This window comes from Arsenophonus apicola, assembly GCF_020268605.1.
GTDB lineage: Bacteria > Pseudomonadota > Gammaproteobacteria > Enterobacterales > Enterobacteriaceae > Arsenophonus > Arsenophonus apicola.
Map to the genome: position 1 here is coordinate 3,158,539 of NZ_CP084222.1, position 19,085 is coordinate 3,177,623.

At 33.3% G+C, this 19,085-nt stretch carries 13 protein-coding genes and 1 tRNA gene; 4 read left to right on the plus strand and 10 right to left on the minus strand.

All coding sequences use genetic code 11. From position 1 onward, the window contains the following. Nucleotides 1–7 precede the first annotated feature (7 nt). The 4 genes from dppB to LDL57_RS15035 form a co-directional block, all read right to left on the minus strand. Entirely contained in the window at nt 8–1,027 is a 1,020-nt protein-coding gene (gene dppB, locus LDL57_RS15020; protein ID WP_180560356.1) for a dipeptide ABC transporter permease DppB, read from the minus strand. 142 nt (nt 1,028–1,169) lie between these two features. Continuing rightward, nucleotides 1,170–2,780, minus strand: a complete 1,611-nt coding sequence (gene dppA / locus LDL57_RS15025) for a dipeptide ABC transporter periplasmic-binding protein DppA (protein WP_180560355.1) — start codon at nt 2,778–2,780, stop codon at nt 1,170–1,172. Nucleotides 2,781–3,213: 433 nt separating this feature from the next. Continuing rightward, nucleotides 3,214–4,857: a ShlB/FhaC/HecB family hemolysin secretion/activation protein gene (locus LDL57_RS15030; RefSeq protein ID WP_225506546.1), complete on the minus strand. Its 1,644-nt coding sequence runs from the start codon at nt 4,855–4,857 to the stop codon at nt 3,214–3,216. Nucleotides 4,858–5,158: 301 nt separating this feature from the next. After that, a tRNA-Pro gene (locus tag LDL57_RS15035) sits at nt 5,159–5,235 on the minus strand. 344 nt (nt 5,236–5,579) lie between these two features. On the opposite strand from LDL57_RS15035, the gene LDL57_RS15040 reads away from it, so the two are divergent. Next, nucleotides 5,580–5,798, plus strand: a complete 219-nt coding sequence (locus LDL57_RS15040; protein ID WP_180560353.1) for a hypothetical protein — start codon at nt 5,580–5,582, stop codon at nt 5,796–5,798. Nucleotides 5,799–5,861: 63 nt separating this feature from the next. Beyond that, entirely contained in the window at nt 5,862–6,935 is a 1,074-nt protein-coding gene (locus LDL57_RS15045) for a filamentous hemagglutinin N-terminal domain-containing protein (protein WP_233458160.1), read from the plus strand. 201 nt (nt 6,936–7,136) lie between these two features. Here LDL57_RS15045 and glyS read toward each other — a convergent pair whose 3' ends face one another. The 6 genes from glyS to LDL57_RS15075 all read right to left on the minus strand — a co-directional run bounded on the left by glyS (nt 7,137) and on the right by LDL57_RS15075 (nt 16,918). Further along, nucleotides 7,137–9,206 carry a glycine--tRNA ligase subunit beta gene (gene glyS / locus LDL57_RS15050; RefSeq protein WP_180560397.1) on the minus strand — a complete coding sequence of 690 codons (2,070 nt, stop codon included), beginning with the start codon at nt 9,204–9,206 and terminating at the stop codon, nt 7,137–7,139. A 9-nt stretch (nt 9,207–9,215) separates the two neighbouring features. Continuing rightward, entirely contained in the window at nt 9,216–10,127 is a 912-nt protein-coding gene (gene glyQ / locus LDL57_RS15055; protein ID WP_180560352.1) for a glycine--tRNA ligase subunit alpha, read from the minus strand. 281 nt (nt 10,128–10,408) lie between these two features. Next, complete coding sequence (locus LDL57_RS15060) at nt 10,409–12,013, minus strand: M10 family metallopeptidase C-terminal domain-containing protein (RefSeq protein ID WP_180560351.1); 1,605 nt, start codon at nt 12,011–12,013, stop codon at nt 10,409–10,411. Nucleotides 12,014–12,082: 69 nt separating this feature from the next. Beyond that, the gene (locus LDL57_RS15065; RefSeq protein ID WP_180560350.1) at nt 12,083–12,397 is read right to left on the minus strand and encodes a hypothetical protein; all 315 of its coding nucleotides are present in this window, start codon (nt 12,395–12,397) and stop codon (nt 12,083–12,085) included. 6 nt (nt 12,398–12,403) lie between these two features. Next, nucleotides 12,404–12,583, minus strand: coding sequence for a hypothetical protein (locus tag LDL57_RS15070; protein ID WP_180560349.1), 180 nt, complete (start codon nt 12,581–12,583; stop codon nt 12,404–12,406). A gap of 45 nt (nt 12,584–12,628) precedes the next feature. Continuing rightward, the gene (locus LDL57_RS15075) at nt 12,629–16,918 is read right to left on the minus strand and encodes a hypothetical protein (protein WP_180560348.1); all 4,290 of its coding nucleotides are present in this window, start codon (nt 16,916–16,918) and stop codon (nt 12,629–12,631) included. A 722-nt stretch (nt 16,919–17,640) separates the two neighbouring features. On the opposite strand from LDL57_RS15075, the gene LDL57_RS15080 reads away from it, so the two are divergent. Beyond that, the gene (locus LDL57_RS15080; protein ID WP_180560347.1) at nt 17,641–18,036 is read left to right on the plus strand and encodes a hypothetical protein; all 396 of its coding nucleotides are present in this window, start codon (nt 17,641–17,643) and stop codon (nt 18,034–18,036) included. Nucleotides 18,037–18,480: 444 nt separating this feature from the next. Further along, nucleotides 18,481–19,050 (plus strand): DNA-3-methyladenine glycosylase I, encoded by a 570-nt coding sequence (locus LDL57_RS15085; RefSeq protein ID WP_180560346.1) that lies wholly within the window; start codon nt 18,481–18,483, stop codon nt 19,048–19,050. The last annotated feature ends 35 nt before the right edge of the window (nt 19,051–19,085 follow it).

The window sequence follows — 19,085 nt, forward strand, 5'->3', positions numbered from 1 at the left end:
GCCTTCCTTATTTTTTATACCGAATTCGTGGATCAACGATGCCATACAATAAGTCAACCAACAGATTAACTAATATTATCAAGGTTGCTATCAATAAAACTCCCCCCTGAACCACCGGATAATCACGACGTTGTAACCCTTCAATTAACCAACGCCCTAAACCTGGCCAAGAAAAAATAGTTTCCGTTAAGATCGCTCCGGCTAATAAGGTACCAACTTGCAAGCCTATCACTGTCACTACCGGCAACAATGCATTCCGCAACGCGTGGATCAAAATAACGCGACTTCGGCTTAACCCTTTTGCCCGCGCGGTTCGAATATAATCTTCACCCAACACTTCCAGCATAGAAGAGCGTGTCATACGCACTATTACCGCTAAGGGTATGGTACCTAAAACAATAGCGGGTAAGATCAAATGCTCTACTGTATCGATAAAATTGCCCGTTTCTCCCCACAGCAAGGTATCAATTAACATAAAGCCAGTTAATGGATAGCTATCATCCAGAAAAACACTATCACTCACGCGGCCTGAAACGGGAGTTAGATCCCAATGTACCGAAACCAGCATAATGAGCATGATCCCCCACCAAAAAATAGGCATCGAATAGCCGGTTAATGACATACCTATGGCGGTATGATCGAAAACAGAACCACGCTTAACCGCTGCTAATACGCCGATAGGTATCCCCACTGCAATCGCAAATATCATGGCACAAATACCCAATTCTAAGGTTGCCATAAATCGTGGCCAAAATTCTTGCCAAACAGGCAAACGACTTTTTAAGGAAATCCCCAAATCGCCTCGCAACACATCATAAACATAATTTAAATATTGTTGCCATAACGGTTGATCCAACCCTAATTGTGAGATCATCTGTGCATGACGCTCCGGACTTAAACCGCGTTCACCAGCCATAATCGTCACGGGATCACCTGGGATCATATGGATAAACGCAAAAGTCAGTATGGTAATACCGATAAACGTAGGGATCACAATACCCAAACGCCGAAATATAAATTGCCACATTCGATGATTTCTCTGTTAAATGTTGACTAATATACTTAAGTTGTTTGATTTCATTTGATTGAAAAACTAGCAAAGCCAACTATTACTCTATCAGTAGTCCCGATAGAGTAATTAATTAACAATCAACTCAGTACAATTAAATTTATTTTTTAATATCAACCACTTCGAAATGATGTTTGCCTAGCGGATCAACCACAAAACCCGTCACTTCTTTACGAATAGGCTTATATACCGTTGAGTGAGCGATAATCAAAGCAGGGACTTGTTCATGCATAATAGCCTGAGCCTGTCGATACAATTCAATACGTTTATTATGATCAAATGTTACACGCGCTGGCTGAATGACAGCCTCATAATCTTTATTACACCATTTGGAGTAATTGATACTTTTTGCTTTAGCTGCACAGCTAAATAAGGTAGCGAAAAAGTTATCTGGATCACCATTATCCCCCGTCCAACCAATCATTACCGTTTGATGCTCTCCATTCTTGGCACGTTTTAGATATTCACCCCATTCATAGCTAACGATGTTGGCTTTAATTCCCACTTTTGCCCAATCGGCTTGGATCATCTCTGCCATACGCCTAGCATTAGGGTTATAAGGCCGCTGTACTGGCATTGCCCAAATATCGATAGTGGTACCTTCCGCAATACCCGCTTCTTTCAGTAACACTTTTGCTTTCTGTGGATCATACGGGTGATCGTGAATTGCCTGGTTATATCCCCACATGGTTGATGGAATAAGCGTTTTCGCTTTCTGGCCTGCACCTTGGTAAACTGCCTCAATAATGGCATCTTTATTGACGGCCATTGTTAGGGCCAGGCGGACTTTTACATTATCAAGTGGCTTTTTTTCAGTGTTAAAGGCCAAATAGCCAACATTAAGACCCGGTTGTTCCATTAATACGATTTGTTTATTTTGCCTAATACGTTCAAGATCCGCTGGATTTGGGAATGCCATAACCTGGCATTCATTTTTCTGTAACTTGGCATAGCGTACTGCAGCATCTGGTGTAATTGAAAAAACTAAACGATCAATTTTAGGTTTAGCTCCCCAATAATCACGATTGGCCTTATAAAGAATGCGTGAATCTTTTTGATATTGAATTAATTGAAATGGCCCGGTACCAATCGGATCAAGATCAACCTGTTCCGGCTTACCTTTTTTCATCATCTGTTCGGCATATTCCGCAGATAAAATAGAAGCAAAATCCATTGCCATATCAGCTAAAAAGGGTGCCTCAGAACGAGTAAGTGTAAAACGCACAGTATGTTCATCAATCTTTTCTATCTTATCGATGATTTTATCCATATCCATACCAATAAAATATTCATAGCTGCCACCAGAAACTTTATGATAGGGATGAGTTGCATCTTTTTGCCGCATAAAAGTATAAATGACATCATCAGCATTGAATTCGCGGCTTGGTTTGAAGTTTTTGCTAGTATGCCATTTGACACCTTTGCGCAAATAGAAAGTATAGACTTTTCCATCATCACTCACTTGCCAGCGTTCAGCTAATGCCGGTTTTATCTCTGTTGTACCCAATTTAAACTCTACCAGTCGATTATAAAGTGGGATAGAACTAGCATCATAAGTTGTTCCTGATGCAAATAATTGTGGATTAAACCCTTCAGGTGAGCCTTCTGAACAATAAACCAAAGTTTTTGCCTGTACATTAGTAGAAATAATTAATGTAATCAAACTGATACTAAGAGATAAAACCCCTGCTTTTTTCATAAAAATTTTCATATTGTGCTTCCCCTGTTGTCACTTTATTATATTTTTTAAGCAATTTATTAAATAGTGTCACTGATATTGTAATTTAGTTATATTTTTATCATCGACGTTAAACAATAAATCAATTGTTGACGCTCACGTCAATACTTTTATTGCTGTTTTTTTAAACAAGCAAGAAACAATGATAAAACCTATAATTCACAAAAATAGGATAAAACAATAAATAATTTGCAATTTATTAGTGATAAATTCTAAAAAATACAACCAAAATAAGGATTAACAACTATTTTCATCTGCATGTCTAATTGGTCAATTAATGAACAATTATTGCTTGATTATGGTAAGATTTGCCAGAAAATCATAAATTCATGACTGACGATGAAACATAAAAATAGAAAATTAATATCAGGCAGGTATCCACTTAAAGTAAATACCTGAGAAGTGATCAATAACTAAAAGTGAGACGAAAACCAGAAATCATATTATCTTGCTTAATATCTGACGAATTTATTAGTGGGAAACCAACGAAAATCGTATAGCCCAATTGTTTATAACTGCCTTTTAGTCCTAGCGATGTATCAACTAAATACTCATCACGCCAAAAGCGCGCTCGATCTTCAGAAACAGAACCATAATCCAATGTCGCATAGAGCACATGGCCCGGCAACGGTGTATACCAACTAAGTTCATTCTTAATGTGCAAACTTTGTGAACCAGATATAATATTAGTTAACATTGCGCCACGCACGCTGCTGCTGTCACCGATGCTTTTAGCCTCTAATAAGCTATCCAGTCGCGAACGACTTAACTGCATAGCGGCTGTTGCCTCATAAAGAAAAATTTGTTTACTTATTTGCCAGGGTTGATTAATAGCAACTGAAAAATTAAAAATTTGCGGTCTTTTTAAATCCGTTGCCGGCGAAGGCATGGCACCAAACCAATTAGCGCCTTGCTTATATTCCATTGCCAGATTGAGCTCACCTCGTGGTAGATATTGTTGATGCTTCAGACCAACATTCCAATAAGTTGCCCTACGCTTATGAACACTCATTTCTTGGCCAGCAAAGTAGCCATTATTGGTCGCAATACTAGTGCCAAAATTCAAGTAAGTCTTACTATCATAACGTCGCTTAATCAAGTATTGAGCTTGCGCAGTTAATGATTTAGAACGACTACTTTTGTACAAATTACCGACCGATGTTTTGATACCATTGGCAGAATATTGATCTTGATAATTACCTGATAAATTAAACTGCCAGTTCCGAAAAGGTAGTGAGTAAAAGAATGTCCCAATTTTAACCCCACGACTATGGTCGGTATCTAAATCACGACTAATATAAAAATAGAAAAAATCATTTAATAGTGTAGGGTTATCAAACAGTAACATATTATCAATCATTAAATTGGCATAATCTTTAAGACCACTATTATCAACAGAAAGTCGGCCGCGAATAGCCCGTTTTTTCTGTCGATTAATGGTTAAGATACTACTATTAGCTGTATTAGGATCATCATCAACAGTAATTTTTGGTTGGGTTGAAGGCGAGTTCTGTAAATTTTCTAATCCTTGCTCAATGTCGCGAACATTAAGAATGGTTGTTTGCGGAAAAGCAGTACGCAGAGAATAGTGGCTTTTACCTGTATCAGCGTAACGAATATCAGAAATAAGACCCGGGATCAGTTCAATGCGTAAAATGCCATAAATGAAACTTTGTTCCGGTAGCGAAATTTTTGTCGTTACATAGCCAGAATCAATAAATATTTGATTCACTTTGGTGAGAAAAATTTTTATCCCCTCATCACCTAGACATTGACCAATAATATTATCTGCTAAGGTAGATAATTTTTTCTGTAGTGATATAGCAAATAATTCCTGACCATTAAAAAATACAAAATTAACATTCAAACAAGGAGATTCAATGGGATAAATTTTATTTTTATTAATATGTTGTAAGTTAATTGGAATAGCGACCGGTTGCTGTTGTGTGATCTCTTGTTTTGCCTCTTTTAAGGATAATTTGCCAACACCAACTCGTGCATAACCGTGACCATAAATAGCCAATAATAAGAAACATAGATACTTTTTCATCAGCATTCCTTCGCTATGAATTAAAAACGTGAATTCCCTTCACTGATAGATAACAAAAAGATAAAATTAATTTTTTTATAAAAATAAAAATATCAAAAATTAGCAACTATTTTATTCTTTATTAAACAAAAGACCAGAAGAGTAAAATTAATTATCATACTTATTGAATAAATTCAGAAAAAATACATTGAGACTTTATCTCTAATGTATTCAGTCTGATAATAAATTAAGTTATAGAATCAGTAGGTATGATTAAATAGGCAGAAAGGAAAAATTCTACTAAAAGCAGGGCTAGGAAATTTGGTCGGCGAGAGAGGATTCGAACCTCCGACCCACTGGTCCCAAACCAGTTGCGCTACCAGGCTGCGCTACTCGCCGAAAACGGTGTGCATCTTACTGCGACACGATAAAGTCGTCAATAATTTTTTAGTGAATATTTACTATTACGATGATAAAAAAATCAACAAGTTACTTTTTAATAAGTAAGTAAATAACTAAAGATTTATTTTGACAACAATATAATTAACAATAATATAAGACAACCCTTGATTATAATTTATATCAATTAGTATTATTTAATCATATTAATAACACATTAAAGATATTATAAATTCTATATGAAATAATAAGTTTAAAAAAAATTAATTGTCTTTTTAAAAAAGTTAAAATAAATTAATCAAAAATTTATAGATAGCAAATCATTTATTTTATAAGGATATAGCATGAATTTATCAAAAAACAATAACCATAAATTAGCTTTATTAGCATTAATGATATCAATATCATTTTCTAGGGATATATTTGCGTCTGAATTATCTGGAATAAATAATAATTCTATACCATCAAAACAAGCCACTGAAATTGTTAGTTCTAATGGAAAAATTAATTTAAATTCTACCGATAAGCCGTTAACGATTAATATATTACCAGCAGTTTCTTAGGGGCAGTTTAAAATTTCTCATAATAAATATGACAAATTTAATATTAGTGAACATGGCATAAAAATTAATAATGCCACTGAAAACCCAGCCAACCTTATTATTACTGAAGTGATTTCAGCAGAAAAATCCAATATCAATGGTAATATTGCAATTTTAGGCAATAATAAACCTCATTTAATTATTGCTAATCCCAATGGTATTAATTGTAGTGAACACTGCAGTTTCAATAATGTCGATCGTGTCAGTTTAATTACTTACCCATTTGAGAATAATATTCCCTCTAGCTATTTAACTAATAATATAAGAGGAAAACACATTCATTTTAAAAATATCAAACCAGGTAATTTTACCGATGCTAAGACAATACAATTATTAGCAAAATCAATCCATTTAGAATCCAGCCAATTAAATGTCAATGATATTACCATTGCAGTTCATGATACGCCTGTTATTAGCAATATTTTTACTACTATAAATAATATTAATGCGACAAAATTTATTAATATTACTGACGATATCCTACAAAATATAATCCTAGCTAAAAATGCAAAATTAACCATTGACGACCATTCAGCAATAAATAGTAAGCATAGTCATTTTACAATAAAAAATGGCATATTTAATAATTCTGGTACCCTTTTCAGCAATAAAAATAGTCACTATGAAATAATCAATGGAGAATTTTATAATAACGGTACCATAAATAATACTGAAATATTAGTCGTTACTGGAATCAATGCAAGTATTGACAATCAAGCAAAAATAAAAGGTAAAAATAGTCATTTTCTTATCAGAGATGGAAAATTTAATAATAATGGTAAGATAAAAAATACAGGATTAGTCGAAGTATTTGGCGATAATGCCATTATTAATAATCAATCTGAAATAGAAAGCAAAACTGGTCTTTATGAAATAAAAGATGGAACATTTTACAATAGCGGAATCATCGATCATAACCAAAAAGTCAACATAAAGGCAAATAACGCATATGTTGTCAATCAGTTTATATTAACTTCAGCAAAATACGATTTAACAAAGATAAAATCTAGTAAACTTCTTGATTTTAGCTTTGTATTACCCCATAAACGAAATGCTAATAACAATATTGAAATCGATCTTTCTAAAAATATTATGTGATAGATCTGTTTATTTTACTAATTAATATAAAACTATCATTAGCAATGATAAAAATTTATTTATCGCTGTTAAAAATACAATTTTTTAATGCAGTCATAATATTAGTAATATAACTATTTTTCTTTCTAGTAAAGACAAAGATTAATTATAAATAAAAATCCCTTGAAGATTAATTCAAGGGATTTTTAATCGATGAATAAATTATTGTAATAACGAGATATCGGCTACCTGTAAAAACAGATCACGCAACTGACTCAGCAAGGTCAAACGATTGATCCTTACTATTTGATCAGCATCCATCACCATTACATTATCAAAGAAAGCATTGATAATCTCACGCAGTGAAGCCAATTCGATTAATGCGCTCTGGTATTGTCCATCAGCAAATAATGGTGCTAATTTATCTTGTAATACAACTAGATGAGCCGCTAAGGTGACCTCTTCGGGTGCTTTTAACACGCTAGCGGCAACATTGTCATTCAATTTCTCATCTGACTTATTCAGAATATTGGCAACCCGTTTATTAGCCGCCGCCAGTGCTTCAGCCGCTTCCAAAGTCCGAAAATGGGTAACAGCTTTCACGCGGGCATCAAAATCGGCCGGTTTAGTTGGCCGGCGAGCTAGAACAGCCTGGATAGTATCAATACGATATCCTTGCTCTTGATACCAGGCACGAAAACGCCCCAACATAAACTCGACCACGTCATCGATAACATTTTTATTAGTTAGCTTATTACCATATAGCTGAGCCGTCTGCTGCGTTAACTCTAATAAATCTAGATCGTATCCCTTTTCAACAATAATACGTAATACGCCAAGCGCCGCGCGACGTAATGCAAAAGGATCTTTATCACCTTTAGGTGGTTGGCCAATGCCAAAAATACCTACCAGGGTATCCATTTTATCGGCCAGTGCTAAGGTAACCGCAACACGATTATTGGGTAATTGGTCACCAGCAAAACGAGGTTGATACTGCTCTTTGATTGCTAGCGCTACATCTTCAGCTTCACCATTTCGACGAGCATAATGCATCCCCATAATACCTTGTGTGTCAGTAAATTCGAACACCATATTGGTCATCAAATCACATTTGGACAACAGACCCGCACGAGTAGCATGATTAACATCAGCACCAATTTTAGCCGCGATCCAGCCGGCTAACACTTCTAAACGATCGGTTTTATCGCGCAATGTACCCAGCTGTTTTTGGAATAAAACTGTTGCCAATCGAGGTAAATATTCTTCTAAACGCTTTTTACAATCGGTTTTAAAGAAAAATTCAGCATCTGCCAGACGTGGACGGATCACCTTTTCATTACCGGCAATGATTTGCTGTGGCTCAGAAGATTCAATATTGGCAACAAAAATAAAATTGGCCATTAAATTGCCAACCTGATCATAAACTGGAAAGTATTTTTGATCGCTTTTCATCGTATGGACCAAAGCTTCCGCCGGTACTGACAAAAATTTCTGTTCAAATTTTGCGTTTAATACAACTGGCCATTCAACCAAGGATGTTACTTCTTCTAGTAAACTATCAGACAATTCAGCAATACCACCTAATTGCTGTGCTACCTTATTTGCCTGATGCTTGATGAAAGCCTTACGCTCTGCATAATCAGCAATAACTTTACCACGTTCACGTAAGATCGCCGGGTATTGTTCAGCTGAATCAATAGTCAGTTCAGCTTCACCCATGAACCGATGGCCACGGATCACGCGACCACTGTGAACACCCAATACTTCACCTTCGAGCAGTTGATCACCAAATAACATGATTAAAGTATGAACTGGACGGACAAATTGGGTTTCCTTATCTCCCCAGCGCATTAGTTTCGGGATCGGTAACTGGCTCAGTGCGTTAGCTACCATATCGACAAGCAACGCTTGTGCCGCGCGACCTTTGCTAGTTGCGCGATAAAATAACCACTCCCCTTTATCAGTGACCAAACGTTCTGCCTGCTCAACGCTAATTCCACAACCTCGCGCCCAACCTTCAGCGGCCTTAGTGGGCTTACCGCTAGCATCAAAAGCCTGACTAATTGCTGGGCCACGCTTCTCAACTTCACGATCAGCTTGATAGGCGGCCAAGTCGGTTACTTTTAATGCTAAACGGCGAGGGGAAGCATACCAAAGCACTTCACCATGCGGCAGCTCAGCCTGCGCTAATTGATGTTTAAAATTTGCCGCAAATGATTCAGCTAACGAACGAAGAGCCTTCGGCGGTAACTCTTCTGTGCCGATTTCCACCAGGAAAGTCTGTTGCATAATGACAGCCTCTTAGTTCTTATTTTTACAGATTGGAAAACCCAGTGCTTCGCGAGCAGCATAATAAGCTGCTGCAACCCCTTTAGTTAAGGTGCGAATACGTAAAATATAACGTTGCCGTTCAGTAACTGAAATCGCTTTACGGGCATCTAATAAATTAAATGTATGGGCAGCTTTTAAAATACGCTCATAAGCGGGTAAAGGCAGTGGCGTATCTAGCGATAATAAATATTGTGCTTCTTTTTCATACTCTTCAAAACATTTGAATAGGAAATCAACATTAGCATATTCAAAATTATAAGCCGACTGCTCAACTTCATTTTGAAGATAAATATCACCATAGGTTGTTTTTCCTAACGGGCCATCAGACCAGAGTAGATCATAAACACTATCAACGCCTTGAATATACATAGCCAAACGCTCAAGACCGTAGGTGATCTCTCCGGTAACGGGCTTGCACTCTAAACCACCGACTTGCTGAAAATAGGTAAACTGGGTGACTTCCATCCCATTTAGCCAAACTTCCCAACCAAGTCCCCAGGCTCCTAAAGTTGGATTTTCCCAGTTATCTTCAACAAAGCGAATATCATGAATTGTAGGATCTAACCCCAATGCTTGTAATGAACCAAGATATAGCTCTTGAATATTATCTGGTGAGGGTTTAATAATGACTTGAAATTGATAATAGTGCTGAAGACGATTAGGATTTTCACCATAACGTCCATCAGTTGGCCGACGAGAGGGTTGCACATAAGCGGCAGCAATCGGCTCCGGGCCTAGTGCTCGCAAGCAAGTTATCGGATGCGACGTCCCGGCACCAACTTCCATATCCAATGGTTGAACAATGGTGCAGCCTTGACGCGCCCAGTAATCCTGTAATGTTAGGATCAATCCCTGAAAGGTTTTGGTATCGAACTTTTGCATGTTTAGATTCGCGCGATAGATAGATTGTGATTTTAAAAAAGTGGTTCAGTATACCCTTTGGCGAACAGATATGCAGCACCGATTACACATTGATGTTGTTTTACGCGGAAAATAGCTTCATAAATCTTTAGTAATTTTAAGTTTGCTGTTGCATTAATCCCATCACTAGTTAACTATTTACATTAAAAATTAACACAACAGTTAACCGCCAAAAGATATTTTCAATTTGGCTTATTATAAAACTTTTGCTCTACCATCTTCATATAATTAGGCAAAACTATTTATAAAATAAAATCAGTGTCCGCTACAATTTTACCGGCAACTTTAATAACAAAATCTGGTTCAAAATCATCATCAGCATTGATACTGATACGATAAAAATGGTCTTTATTGCTATAAGATATGACGGTTTCTCCAGGAACACCGTGAAATCCGACCCCAAAATGAATAAAATTTTTACCATTGTTAGCAATATTATGACTGGCATTGATCGCCGACAAATCAATTTTATCTCTGTTAGTGCGAAAGTCCATTATCATATCAGGCGAGGTAGGTAATGACTCTTCAAAAGCAGTATAAACAAAAACATCAGAAGAAAGCGTTTCATTTTCTAAGGAAGTAGCAAGCAATTTCTTCAGATTATTCGTTTTCACTATATGTTCAGATTGTTGAGACTCTTGATAGGGAGGAGTAAAGAGAACATAAGAATGAATCGCGGCTATATTTTCACTAAATTTGGTTGGATCTACATTATTTCCACCCCAAAGTATATCTTGTCCCAATCCGCCATAAATAATATCACTTCCTGCTCCACCATTGATAATATTATTAAATTCATTGCCGATAATGATATCATTTCCTCGACCACCAATCGCATTTTCAATAATGACTTCTTTGGCTATTGATATATTTCCTTTTAAACCACCAACATTAGAAAATGAACCCGGATTCAAATTTATCTGTTGATCTTGATAATAACCAGCAAAATCAAAGGTGTCATTACCATCAGCATCCCATACCGTGAAAATATTACCTTTATCATCTTCATTTATTAAATAATAATTTTTATCCGCATTAGCATTAAATCCATATATAGTATCCCCTTTTCTGGCTGCCATGTTAGCACCATATAATTGCTGTACAGCATATATATCATCTATAAGCGGGGTATATGGATAAGCACCGCCAAAATCAGCATTAGTATATTTTTCACTCCAATTACTCATAACCGTATATTTAAGCGAATCTTCTAGATAATTAGCTTTATTCCAATAAGATTCTCGTTCATGCTTCCATTGCAAATATTGCGGTGATTCAATATCAGAAACGATATTAGTATAATTTCCAGGATGAGTTAAACCGAGCGCATGGCCAATTTGATGGACTAATACCATTCGACCATAAATACCCTTTTCAGGTTGTAATATATGACGATGTGTCTGTATGTTAAAAAAACAGGGTATGCTATCTAAATTCATATCTTGATTTGATAAATAAGAAAATTTCCCATCCTGTAAGTTCATACTAGGAAAAAATCTAAGAGTACTCGCGGTATTTTTATCTACCTCAATGAATTTTATATTAATGACATCAGACCAGGCATCTAAAGATTCTTTTACCTGTATTCTTTGTTCATGCGTTAATTCATTAATTTCATCACTATCATCAGAAGATGTAAATGAATAAGTTATTTCATTATTTTGAAACCGTAAACGAGGGTTATTATTTGCTATTATAGAATTTAATATTTGTTGACTAGCTTCAAAGGAATCATAAGATTGTTTAGTATTTCTTGTGACTTCACTCCCTCTTTTATTATAATTAAGCTGAGCCACTACCTTATAATAATATTGTGACATTTTTTTAGGTAGATAATTTTCAATCATGAAAACCCCCTAATTCATATTAAAAGTAAAAAATGATATAACCGAAGTATCGATTAAAATAATTCAATATTATTTTAACGAATCATTTTCTAAGGCTTTATTTATAGATTCAACTGCTAATAGATTTGAGCTAAGAAACTTATCTGCTATAGAGTATGAATATTTATTAAACGAAATAAGGTTCATCATAAATTCAGCAAATTGGTCTGAATTGGTAACTTCTGTAGAATCAAGTATCTTTTTTAATCTCCTAAAAATATCATTAAATTCCTTACCATTAAATCCATAATATTCTGGATGCGAAGATAAAAAATCTTCTAAGTCCATTTTTTTTAAAATTAATTTTGCCATATCAAAAACAAGATGTCCTGATACATCTTTCAATCCAAATTAGCTATCGTTTATTCTATCTATTAATTTATCTGAGTTTTCAAATAATAGTATTAATTGTTTCCAAAACTCGCTATTTGCCAGACTTTGCTCTATGGCTAACTTTAAATCATCATCACTAAGATAAACATCAGCTTCATATACTTTAGGTGTTGGTGCTGATTCATAATTTTTTTTCACAAAACCATTTTCAGAGGAAAAAGCATGTACTATTACTGTTTTATCTTATTTATGTGCTATCACTTGACCGGAAGGAATTGAACCAAATCCACCGAAAAAAGATTGTAACTCAATGGTTTCTACTTTTTGCCAATTATTAAGGCCATATAGTTCTATTGCTAAGCCTTCAATAATATTACTTAAATCGGTAGAATCCATATAATTTATAATTGAAGGTCTTCCCTGCGGCTTAATAAATAATTTATTGCCCTCTAAATTGAAAACTGAATTCTGACCTAGTAGCGTCTTTTGCCGCATACGTTGTAAATTAATTGTCCCAGTAACAATATTTGTATAGTTAAATCTACCACCCGCAACGCGGGCAAATTGATCTACTGAAACAATATCATGCAATTGCTTTGTCACTAAACCTATGTGATCACCTTGACTAATAAAAAATTTCCCTTCTCCTAAGCTTATCATCATACTTTTTAAACTGTAATCCGAGTTATAAAAAAATACCAATCGACCAGCTAGCAATGCCGATAATTGTGTAACATTGTCTATTTTTTTTATATTTGTTAACAAGCTACTAATACTCGTTTTATTATTGTCTGCCGTTAAGATTGCCCGCAAATCTTCTTGAAAGACGGCTGCTTGTTCAAATGTCAACTCTTGAGAATCGCTTAAAATTCGAGTCATAAACTCCAATAACTCTGATTCAATTGGTTCTTTTTTCAAGGCTTCCTGAGCAATGTCTTTAATCGTGTTTTGGGGTAATCCGCTGCCATATGGCTGGGCTGCATATACCTTTAATTTACCTAATTCTGGAGAATATCGCTCTATCTTATCACTGACAAAGTTACCAATCTGTTCTGCCATAATAATGCTATTACTATTATTGAGATAACCACCTAATTTACTATTATTATTACCACTAAATAGGCCATTTCCCAAACTTACCAGCATATGAACCAATTTTTCCTCTTCGGTATAAAAAAATAAAATTTCTCCAGCTTTAGCTTGTATTAATTCATTCATGCTTCTAACTTGCCGGTAACTACGCAATATACGCATCGATGGATCAAAGATATTTTTAGCATTTGAATCTCGCGCTATTGTTGATAATCCACGTATTAATGGCTCCTTACATTGTTCATCTATCTTATGAGAACGATATAATATATCGCTAATATATTCCCAATTATTTTTATAGGTTTTATTATTAAGTTCAATTGCATGAACGACATTGAGAAGTGGATTTTTATTAATTGTATAATTAATTGTAGGATTAATATCAGTCTTTGCTGTTAGTACTTTTATATACCAATCAGGTGAGTTTAATGTTTTAGTACCTTCAATAACGTCAATAATATCAATAGCAGATTGATTGAAATATAATCTAAAATTTGCTACAGCCATTTGCTCACCAGCAAAATCTTTATATTTAATTAATTTTTTAGGGAAAGCTTCACGGTATCTTTTTTCCCATATTGATTCTTCTAAAATAAGTGGGCCATCTAAGGATGAGTTGTCAATATTTTTAAAACGATGAGCAGTTAAGTCAAAAACATATTCCTTATTGTCTTTTTTGCCAACTACAGTCAAATGATTCATAGGACTTTCATCTAGTTCATTATTCCAGATAGATACCCCTCGATATCTAATATCTGTCATGTCATGATCGCGCATATATTTCGCAATAGCAGTTATTGATGAATCATCTTCTGTAATTAGATCATCAATCTTTTTAGCAATAGAGGGATTCGAATGTAATTCAGTTAAATACTTTTCTGCCGGAATATCAGCGGTCAGATTATTTGGGTTGAATTTTTCTCCAATTTTTAATAAAAATCGATTTTCGTTTTTCTCAGGTGACAAAGTAATCTTCATATCAAAATGACCTTTTTGAAAATCTTGAGTTAATTTTATCATCTCCATTTGATCATAATTAATTACTCTTCTTTTAAATTTAAATTTTGAATAAAATTTAACGGCTTTCGCTAGGGATTTAGTCATAACCTCTGAAATAGCAACACCGAGAATTTCAGCAGCAATATTCATTATCCCTTCTTTTAGATAATTTTTATATTCCTCTTCCTGATCACTCATTGATGCTTTTAGAAATGAAGGTGTTGCAGCCAAAATACTTCCGTATACCATTCCAGTTAAATTGCCCATTAAAAATGAAAAAAAAGTATAAGGGACTATTATATCTTCTAAGCGACTAAATAGTTCAATAAGTAACGCTTCAGTGTGCGATTTGATTAATATATCGGCTTTTTTTATATTAAAATCGATAATAGATTCAAATATAAAAGAGTAGTCTGTATTTTCTCTTTTTAATTTAAGCTCTAAAGGATTAAGCTCACTGTAATTATTAAAATGGAATTTTACCCATGATTTTAATTTTTCACTTGCAGAAATCGCGCGCTTAAAATCACGAAATGAGGGATAATGAAGACATTCACCGGTAAAAACGGATATCACGGCAATAGGTGTGTGGTCCGCTTCAATGCTGTTAGCCGTTTTATCAATGCCAGTAACAGGCCCGCGATCCCAATCAGAAAACACTAACAATCCCGGACTATTTTCCACTAAATAGTATAAAGCGTCCTTTTTACCATAAGTGGTTAATACATGCTCTAAATAGTCATAAAAGGCCTTTTTTATCTCCTCATTTTTTTTAATTTTTTCCATTTCAGCAATATAACTATTTTGAATATCAGCAGAATTTATTTTATTGATAAGTTCTTTTGTATATTGATCAGGATATAACGCGCCTAGTACTTCATCTAATTTATAATTTAGGTTTTCCGATAACCACTTACGCTCACGGCCTAATAAAATATCCCGCACAGTGTACATTTTTTCTATAGGTGGATAAAAATACTTTTGAGCACTTTCTATTTCTGGGTTATATGATTCAGATTTATAGCGGAGTTTTACCAAATCATTTAAAGAAGTATTATCAACATTACAAATTTTGCTTTGTTGTGCTAAATATTTGGCTAAATAATTTTCCAAATGTGGCATTTTTTCTAGTAACTTATCTTTTTCTTCTTTTAATAAATCAATATTTTTTAACATATCAATTTGATTCTTTAAATTTATTGCTTCCTCATTCAAATAATTAATCAGTACAGGACTAAATTCTGTTGGGAATTTTATGTTAATATTCTTTTTATTCATCAAAGGTGAGTTAATTTCTTCAATATGTCGGGTTAAATATTCAAAAATATTAAAAGTATCAGATATAATGTTATCATTATCATCCGTATAACTATATATTATCTCTGTCTTAACAATATCTTCTATCGTTAAATCACCAAAAGCATGTTGATCAGTTTCATAGATAGAATAAACTAACCATAATGCATAAACACTGATAACTTCAATTGGCAAATTAGGTTTATCACTATTTTTATTAAAACTATATTTTTCATTAAATAGCCGAGTAAGAATATTTATTTTGTGAATATTTACTAACAGTTCCGTTTGATCATTAATATCAATTTTATCAAAATAAGAATTAATTACTTCTTGATAAATTTTATTTAACTCAAATCTAATAGGTGTAGATGATATATTATTAAGTTTATTGTTAATATCATTTTCCACAGTATTTAAAAATTGATTTTCAACTAATAAATGTGAAGAATCTATTGATATAAGAAAATTATCTAACTTTTTGATCAATGATTCTTTTTGGTTATTAATATTTTCTTCGCTTTCATTTTCATTTATATCAATAAATGATAAAATAATATTCGAAATTTCATATATTTTACCCTTTATACTAGATAGAGGCTCTGAGTTTATTTGATATCCCATATTATATATTTGATTTATCGTTGTCGATTCTTGTGCTAAAATTAAAATTCTAGAATAGATCGCCAAATCATACTCATGTGCTTGTATCTCTTTTTTTAATAAATTATTAACATTAATTTGGTCTTCTAATCCCGAAGCTAATATTTTATCATTTGATATTTTTTTTCTTAATTTATAAATTTGTGTATTTAATTCAATATATTCATTAGTATTTTTGATATCGATTTGCTTATTAATATTATTTATTATTTTTATAATTAAATTTATCAGCTTATCAACTTTAATTGAGTTATGGTACTCTGGTAAACTTGCCTGTCTAATTTCTCTCTCTTTAATAATGTTATGATTTATTACCGAATCAAGACTATTAACATTAGCATTTTTTTCAGCAAAATTACCAGCCACTGGCTGTATGTTAGTCACCATGTTTTCGTCATTATTTTTTAACAGTCTGTTTTTATTACTAACTTTATCATCAACTGAAATATAATTATGATTAAAAACATTAGCCGATACTTTCATTAATCCTTACCTTAAAAATTACATAAATTACAATAGATTTCTTATTATATATTCTTTCAAAAAATTATGTTAATTTTTTGTTAAAAATAATAGCGATAAATAACTATTTAAAAAATAAATAAAAATAGAATAATAAATGAATAGTCATGATAATGACTAAATTAGAGTCAGTAAAAAATAATCTTTAATACAATAAACAAAGGCAATTTCAATTTAAGAAAATAATGTAATAAGATTGTTCTTAATATAAAAAATACTATTTCAAGCCAAAAAATTTAACGATATTAGTTATTCAATCTATTAATTACATCACTATGTGCTGCTGGCTAGCTTTTATTATTCACATCATGGAATAATAAAAACCGTTATTATCATCTATTATGAAACTTCTTCAGAATAGTCAATTAGTTGGAATCAAAGGAGGCAAAAGAATCAATGTTTATTTCACTTTATTACAAATAAACTCATACCATGTTTTATTGTTATTAATACTTAACAGGGACAAATTCAACTTCACTAACTCATTTCTCAAAAAACACTCGCTTCCATACGTTAACATAGTAAGATATGATATTTACTTACTTATTTTCTCTCAAGATAATTAACATAACGTTGTGATATAACAAATCTTTGTTTATTAGCGTCGAATAAAATATTGCAGTAAAACGATTCAATATGAATCACCCCGTTAAAGTAAAGTTGAATAAACAGATGTGATTAACATGAAAATATTATTTTTAATGCTGACATTATTAACGCTAACCAGCTGCGCTTCACGGCCACAGCCAGCATTGATGGATCTTGACAAAAAAAGTCGTGAATTTAACCATTCTGCCCTGTTAAATATTAGTCATATTCAGAAGATCAACGCTTCTTTTAATAGTGGCCAAAAATGGCAATATTCAACGTTTTTTCCTGCCACTGCTGAACAAACCTCTCCTGTTTATTATTATGCACTGGCTAATGCTCATAGAATTATTATTTATACTGATAATGCCAATTTTTGGCTTATGGTTAAAAATAAGCTGAAAGCACAAGGAGCAACGGCAGCTATTGAATGGCAATTTAAAAAAATGTTTTTAGCTAAACAAGCTCAAATTACATTCATTAAAGATTAAAATAACTAAAAAATAAATTAAATAATCTTGATTAAAATAATCAATTACTAATTTCGCAGTTGATGTATTTATTATAACCTTTTGTATATAAAAAGGTTAATTAGCTAACACATGGTTAATTTTAACATTTAAATGATAAAATCAATGTTCTTTTACTAACCAATAAAAATGGTCATAATAACAAAGTATCAAAGACTTATTTAAATAACGCTTTGCCAACCTTACAAAATGTAAAATAAATGACAATTTACCTATTTCCCAATTGATTTAAATAGCTATTTTCCGCAATCAAAATGCATTGCCTATTTAATACCCCCCATATCTTAAAGAAAAATTACCACTATTATTGTCACAGCAAGTCATAGTGCTACTGTTAAAATCCTTATCATAAACTTATTAATATCGAATAATAGATCGATACCTCACAATAGGAGTAATAAAGTAATGACACCACTACGTTGCCATTGGGTAACTGCCGATGAGGAATATATTGCCTATCATGATCAAGAGTGGGGAAAAGCAGAAAAAGATAGTCATAAATTATTCGAAATGCTTTGCCTTGAAGGACAACAAGCCGGACTCTCTTGGTATATTATTTTGAAAAAACGTGCTGGCTATCGTGACTGTTTCTACCACTTTAATCCAGTTAAAATTGCCAAAATGACTCAGCAGGATGTTGATCGTCTAATGCAAGAACCCCGTATCGTGCGTAATCGCATGAAAATCAATGCTATTATTACCAATGCCCAAGCTTACTTAGCGATGATCCAATCAGGTGAGGATTTTAGTCAATTTCTCTGGCAATTTGTCGATGGAAAAACACAAATCAATCATTGGCAACATCAAAGTGAAATACCTACTCATACCGTTATTTCTAATCATCTTTCTCTTGCTTTAAAAAAACGTGGCTTTAAATTTGTTGGTAGCACCATCTGTTACGCATTTATGCAAGCAACCGGTATGGTTAACGACCATTTAAGCAATTGTATTTGTCGGCAGAAAAAAAACGAGTAATAAAAATATCATTATGATAAATTTATAATCACATA